This window comes from Blautia sp. DFI.9.10 (genome assembly GCF_024461705.1).
Classification (GTDB): Bacteria; Bacillota; Clostridia; order Lachnospirales; family Lachnospiraceae; genus Blautia_A; species Blautia_A fusiformis.
On sequence record NZ_JANGAA010000016.1, the window covers coordinates 72367 to 79386 of the forward strand.

Annotated in this window: 5 protein-coding genes; 4 read left to right on the forward strand and 1 reads right to left on the reverse strand. The window is 47.9% G+C overall.

Annotation, left to right across the window (positions count from 1 at the left end):
- Positions 1–102: 102 nt before the first annotated feature.
- The 3 genes from NE671_RS10850 (at position 103) to NE671_RS10860 (ending at position 1644) form a co-directional block, all read left to right on the forward strand.
- Positions 103–330 carry a hypothetical protein gene (locus NE671_RS10850; protein ID WP_015526956.1) on the forward strand — a complete coding sequence of 76 codons (228 nt, stop codon included), beginning with the start codon at positions 103–105 and terminating at the stop codon, positions 328–330.
- Between the two features lie 14 nt (positions 331–344).
- Positions 345–713: a metal-sensing transcriptional repressor gene (locus NE671_RS10855; RefSeq protein WP_118752591.1), complete on the forward strand. Its 369-nt coding sequence runs from the start codon at positions 345–347 to the stop codon at positions 711–713.
- 94 nt (positions 714–807) lie between these two features.
- Complete coding sequence (locus tag NE671_RS10860) at positions 808–1644, forward strand: Mrp/NBP35 family ATP-binding protein (protein ID WP_015526958.1); 837 nt, start codon at positions 808–810, stop codon at positions 1642–1644.
- A 167-nt stretch (positions 1645–1811) separates the two neighbouring features.
- Here NE671_RS10860 and NE671_RS10865 read toward each other — a convergent pair whose 3' ends face one another.
- Positions 1812–2690: a LysR family transcriptional regulator gene (locus NE671_RS10865; RefSeq protein WP_021650784.1), complete on the reverse strand. Its 879-nt coding sequence runs from the start codon at positions 2688–2690 to the stop codon at positions 1812–1814.
- 154 nt (positions 2691–2844) lie between these two features.
- Here NE671_RS10865 and NE671_RS10870 point away from each other — a divergent pair, with 154 nt between their 5' ends.
- Positions 2845–6600: a phosphoribosylformylglycinamidine synthase gene (locus tag NE671_RS10870; RefSeq protein ID WP_118608599.1), complete on the forward strand. Its 3756-nt coding sequence runs from the start codon at positions 2845–2847 to the stop codon at positions 6598–6600.
- Positions 6601–7020: the final 420 nt, after the last annotated feature.

Below are 7020 nucleotides of genomic sequence, written 5' to 3' on the forward strand. Positions count from 1 at the left end.
ATATGTATCATACGACAATATTTGCGTGAGTGCAATTATTTTTGACAAAAAAACATAAAATTATTATAATGGATAGGATGACTAAGAAAGGAACAGGCACAGATGAAAGAGTACGAAGTAATCTGGGAAATTTTTAACAAATGTCCGAGAAATCAGATGCGTGATGTATTTGTGGAAGAAGTGGAGATTGCAGATCCGGAAGCGTATGTGAAACAGAAATTTCAGGGGAAGGATGTCTCCTACGAGAAGACAGTACTGGAAGACGGAACCATCATTTTTGACATTCAGACATCTATGATCCGGCAGCGCTGTTCTTTCACGGAGATCTGAAGGAGGAAACACACATGAAAGAAACACATGTGCACGTTCTCGAGGATGGAACCGTTCTTGAACATACCCACGGGGATCAGGAACATGTGCATACTCACGATGGCACACATCCTCATCATCACAGCCACGCACAGACCAAGGCCGTACTCAACAGACTTTCCAGGGCCATCGGGCATATGGAATCCATTAAGCGTATGGTGGAGGAAGGACGTGACTGCAGCGAAGTGCTGATCCAGCTGTCAGCCGTAAAATCTGCGATCAATAATACAGGCAAGATCATCCTGCAGGATCATATAGAACATTGCATCGTGGATGCAGTGGAGCATGGAGACAGGGATGCTATCAAGGAACTGGAAAAAGCGATCGACAGATTTATGAAGTAAGGTAAGGAGTTCATGAGAGCTCATGAATGAGAAAAATGCACGGACAGAGAGCCAGTTCTGTCTGTGTAAATACAAAGAATGAGAGGAATCTATTATGGCAAAAGAGTGTAGCAATACATCCTGCAACAAATCAAGCTGTGAAGGCTGCGGACAGAAACAGCCCCAGAGCCTCATGGCAGAACCAAACGTTTTTTCTGACGTAAAACATGTGATCGGAGTTGTCAGCGGAAAGGGAGGCGTGGGTAAATCCTTCGTAACAGGCTCCCTGGCAAACCTGATGGCTTCCAAGGGATATAAAGTGGGCATTATGGATGCTGATATCACCGGTCCGTCCATCCCGAAGATGTATGGTATCAAGGGCAATGCACAGGGCAGTGACAATGGGATCTATCCGATGCCAACTGCAAACGGAATCGAGGTTATGTCTGTAAACCTTCTTCTCCCGGATGAGGAGACACCGGTGATCTGGAGAGGTCCGGTCCTTGCAAATATGGTAAAACAGTTCTGGAGTGATGTGATCTGGGGTGAGTTGGATTATCTCTTTGTAGATATGCCGCCAGGAACTGGAGATGTTCCGCTGACAGTATTCCAGTCCCTGCCGATCGAGGGTGTCGTGATCGTTACTTCTCCGCAGGATCTGGTCCGCATGATCGTCAAGAAGGCCTATAATATGGCTGATATGATGAAGGTTCCGGTCCTTGGGATCGTGGAGAACTATAGCTATGTGAAATGTCCGGACTGCGGAAAAGAGATCAAGGTCTTTGGCGAGAGCCATATCGATGAGATCGCTGCAGAACTGAAGGTTCCGGTCCTGGGCAAGATGCCGATTGACGTGAAGCTTGCAGAGCTTGCAGACAGCGGTCTGTTCAGTAAGATCGAGAATGAGTATATCACTGCGGCAGCAGACGTGATGCCGAAGGCTGAAGCGTAAGTAATAAGAATAATATCTGACCGATATCAATAACAGAAAAGACCACCGGAATTGAGTACATAAGGATCGTAATAACCTTATGGCAGATTCCGGTGGCTTTTTTACTGAATCAGGGAAGTATCCTGCTTCGATCGCGAAAAGCAGTAAGCGGCAGGAACTTGATCGTATCAGATCTGGGAAAAATATTTAAGAAAGCACTGGGCAGCCTGGGAAAGCTGCAGTGCCTCATGATGAGCGATCACGGCACTTCTTGCGGGCAGAGGTGTTTTCAGATGGACAGGTTCCAGACCCGGACGGTTGCGGAGCATATAATCCGGGATACAGGCAATACCAAGTCCGATCTCTGCAAGATCGATCAGCAGATCGTTGCTGTTCAGTTCAACCTCAGGCAGCAGCTTCAGTCCCTGGGCTGCAAACACCTGATGAAGATATTCGCTGGTGGTACTCTTTGGAGCGAGCATCAGGATGGGATAATCCAGAAGATTTTCCATGGAAAGAGGCGATTTGCCCATGGTGAAATAGTCCGGATTTGCCACGAAGATATCCCGGAATTCCAGCACAGTCTGAAGCTTGGTGTGGGCTGAAAGCCGGGAATTCGGGTAGTTGGTGACGATCAGCTCAGCCTGGCCGTTTTCCAGAAGCTCCGCACATCCGATGGAGGTACTGTTGATGATCTTGATCCGTACCTCCGGATGATCCTTGTGGAAACGGCGGAGATAGGGGATGAGAAAATAGCGGCACAGAGTATCGCTGGCACCGATCCGCAGCTGACCGGTAAGATTTCCTTCTCCGGAAAGGACAGCCTCTCCTTCGTTGAGCATGGAAAGGGCCGGCTTTACATGCTGGAGGAGAAGCTCTCCCTCCGGAGTCAGGATGACCCGTTTGGTGCTGCGCACAAACAGAGTATGGCCCAGCTTTTTTTCAAGGTTTTTGACGGCCTGGCTTACTGCAGACTGTGAGATAAAAAGCTGTCTGGAAGCCTCCGAAAAGCTCAGCGTCGTGGCCACGTAATAAAACACTTTGTAAAGTTCAAGATTGATATCCATATGTGAAAAATCCTCCGCTTATAAATGATATAAGATATATTAATTTTACTAATGATATTTCCTATGATACTATATTTTCAGCAGAAAAGAAAGACTGAAATGCTTTCTGCACGTTTACCATCCTTATTATCGGATATAGAGAAAGGAGCCTTCTATGAGCAACGTAAGACGTGTGTATGTAGAAAAGAAACCTGCCTTTGCAGTAAAAGCAAAGGAACTGAAACATGAGATCAAACATTATCTTGGTATCAGCACTGTGACAGCAGTCCGTGAGCTGATCCGTTATGACGTGGAGAATATCTCCGATGAAGTATTTGAGAAAGCCTGCAAGACCGTATTTGCAGAGCCGCCGGTAGATGATCTGTATCTTGAAAAATTTGATGTGGCAGAGGGCGCACGTGTATTTTCCGTAGAATTCCTTCCTGGACAGTTTGACCAGAGAGCCGATTCTGCAGTGCAGTGTGTACAGTTCCTGGATGAGAATGCAGCACCGATCATCCGTTCAGCAACTACTTATGTAATCGAAGGAAACGTTACAGATGCAGAGTTTGAGGCAATCAAACATCACTGCATCAACCCTGTGGATTCCCGTGAGACAGGTCTTGAGAAGCCGGAAACACTGGTAACAGTATTCCCGGATCCTGAGGATGTGAAGATTTTTGACGGATTCAAGGATATGGCTGAGGCTGATCTGAAGGAGCTGTACGCTTCTCTGAACCTCGCCATGACATTTAAGGACTTCCAGCATATCCAGAATTATTTCAGAAATGAAGAGAAACGCGATCCTTCCATGACAGAGATCCGTGTTCTGGATACCTATTGGTCTGATCATTGCCGTCATACTACTTTCTCCACAGAGCTTACCAGCGTGAAGTTTGACGAAGGTGATTATAAGACTCCTATTGAAAAAACATACAAAGAATATCTGGATGCCCATAAGGATATGTACAAGGGCCGTGATGATAAGTTTGTCTGCCTGATGGATCTTGCACTTATGGCAATGAAGAAACTGAAAGCAGAAGGCAAGCTTGCAGACCAGGAAGAGTCTGATGAGATCAATGCCTGCAGTATCGTGGTACCGGTGGACGTGGACGGGAAAGAAGAAGAGTGGCTGATCAACTTCAAGAACGAGACACACAACCATCCGACGGAGATCGAGCCTTTTGGTGGTGCGGCAACCTGCCTTGGCGGAGCCATCCGTGATCCGCTTTCCGGACGTACCTATGTATACCAGGCAATGCGTGTGACAGGTGCAGCAGATCCTACCGTATCCGTAAAGGAAACTCTGAAGGGTAAACTTCCGCAGAAGAAGCTTGTCCGCAGCGCAGCCCACGGCTACAGCTCCTACGGAAACCAGATCGGTCTTGCAACCGGTGCTGTAAAAGAAATCTATCATCCGGACTACGTTGCAAAACGTATGGAGATCGGTGCGGTTATGGGTGCGGCTCCGAGACGTGCGGTTATCCGTGAAAATTCCGACCCTGGAGATATCATCATCCTTCTTGGCGGACGTACCGGCCGTGACGGTATCGGCGGTGCAACCGGTTCCTCCAAGGTCCACACAGAGGCTTCCATCGAGGTCTGCGGCGCTGAGGTGCAGAAAGGTAACGCGCCTACCGAGCGTAAGATCCAGAGAATGTTCCGCAGAGAGGAAGTCAGCCATATCATCAAGAAATGTAACGACTTTGGCGCAGGCGGTGTTTCCGTTGCCATCGGCGAGCTGGCACCGGGACTTCAGATCGACCTCGACAAGGTTCCGAAAAAATACGCAGGTCTTGACGGCACTGAGATCGCTATCTCTGAGTCTCAGGAGCGTATGGCTGTTGTAGTTGACCCGAAAGATGTGGATACTTTCCTGAAATTTGCAAATGAAGAGAATCTCGAGGCAATTCCGGTTGCAGTTGTAACGGAGGAGCCACGCCTTGTCCTTAACTGGAGAGGAAAAGAGATCGTAAATATCTCCCGTGCATTCCTGGATACCAACGGTGCACATCAGGAGACCTCCGTTGAGGTTGAGATCCCGTCAAAGGACGGAAATCTTTTCGAGGAACGTCCGGATGTAACAGATGTAAAGAAAAAATGGATGGATACTCTTGCTGACCTGAATGTATGCTCACAGAAGGGTCTTGTGGAGATGTTTGACGGCTCCATCGGCGCAGGCAGTGTATTTATGCCTCACGGTGGTAAATATCAGCTGACAGAGACACAGTCCATGGTTGCAAAGGTTCCGGTACAGAACGGAAAAACAGAGACTGTTACCATGATGAGCTACGGCTTTGATCCATACCTTTCCTCATGGAGTCCGTATCATGGAGCTGCCTACGCAGTAACCGAGTCCGTTGCCAAGATCGTTGCAACCGGTGGTGACTATAAGAAGATCCGTTTCACCTTCCAGGAATACTTCCGTCGTATGACAGAAGATCCTAAGAGATGGAGCCAGCCGTTCTCCGCACTGCTTGGTGCTTATGCGGCACAGATCGGATTCGGCCTTCCTTCCATCGGCGGTAAGGACAGTATGTCCGGAACCTTCAATGACATTGATGTTCCTCCGACACTGGTGTCCTTCGCAGTGGATGTTGCAAAGGTAAAAGATGTGATCACACCGGAGCTCAAAAAAGCAGGAAGCAAGCTGGTATGGCTCCGTGCACCGAAGGATTCCTATGATCTTCCGGATTACCCGGCTCTTATGGAGCAGTATGATAAATTACACCAGGATATCCAGGCAGGCCGTGTGATCTCCGCATATGCACTTGACCGTCATGGAATCGCTGCTGCAGTCAGCAAGATGGCCTTTGGTAACGGCATGGGTGTAAAGATCGAGCATAACCTTGATCCAAGAGATTTCTTTGCTCCGGCATTCGGCGATATCATCTGTGAGGTTCCGGATGGAAAAGTCGGTGAGCTTGCCATTACCTATACTGTGATCGGTGAAGTTACGGATAATGCGAAGTTCACCTACGGTGATACAGAGATCACTCTGAAAGAGGCGCTTTCCACATGGGAAGGAACTCTGGAGAATGTATTTAAAACAGCAGCAGGAACCGAGGACGTCAAGGCAGATGACGGTTCCCTTTACAAAGCAGACAGCATCTATGTATGCAAACATAAGGTTGCAAAACCGCGTGTATTTATTCCGGTATTCCCTGGAACAAACTGCGAGTATGACAGCACCCGTGCATTTGAGAGAGCAGGCGCCGAGGTAGACGTAAAGGTATTCAAGAACCTTACAGCAGAAGATATCCATGATTCTGTAGAACTCTTTGAGAAAGCCATCGATCAGGCACAGATGATCATGTTCCCGGGCGGCTTCTCAGCCGGAGATGAGCCGGACGGATCCGCGAAATTCTTTGCTACCGCGTTCCAGAACGAGAAGATCAAGGAGGCAGTTATGAAGCTCCTCAATGAGCGTGACGGTCTTGCTCTTGGTATCTGCAACGGATTCCAGGCACTGATCAAACTGGGACTGGTACCGTACGGTGAGATCTGCGGACAGAAAGAGGATTCTCCGACACTGACCTACAACACCATCGGACGCCACGTATCCAAGATGGTTTACACCAAGGTTGTCAGCAACAAGTCTCCATGGCTTCAGAAAGCACAGCTTGGCGGCGTATACTGTAATCCGGCTTCTCATGGTGAGGGACGTTTTGTCGCAAATGATGAGTGGCTGAAGAAACTCAAGGAAAACGGACAGATTGCAACGGAGTATGTACCGGTAGATGAGACCGGATATGAGGGTGAGTTTAACGTAAACGGCTCTTATATGAACATCGAGGGTATCACAAGCCCGGATGGACGTGTTCTCGGAAAGATGGCACACAGTGAGCGTCGTGACGCAGGCGTGGCTGTCAATATCTACGGAGAGCAGGATATCAAGATTTTCGAATCTGGTGTTGAGTACTTCAGATAATACCAGGGGGAAAAGGTCAAAAAGTCGTTCGTGCTTGCACGATAAGACTTTTGAACTTGGACCCCGCCAAACATGAGGAAGTAGCAATTTACGTAGTAAATTAGCGGATTCCGAATGTTTGAGGATTGCGTGAGCTGCGTGCAGCGGAGCAATCCGGGAGTATCAAGTTATGGGCAATACTTTGCCCATAACATCCTTACAGTGGCAGGGGATTTCAGACCTCCCTGCCACTGTAAAAATACAAAAAAGCATATATTTTTTAAAAAATTAAAAAAAGTGAAAAAAACTGTTGACACAAGTCACAAACCATTATATAATAGCAAAGCGAGTTGCGGAACGGAAGAGTTCCTAAGACGAACAACTGTTATGGGATCTTAGCTCAGCTGGGAGAGCATCTGCCTTACAAGCAGAGGGTCATAG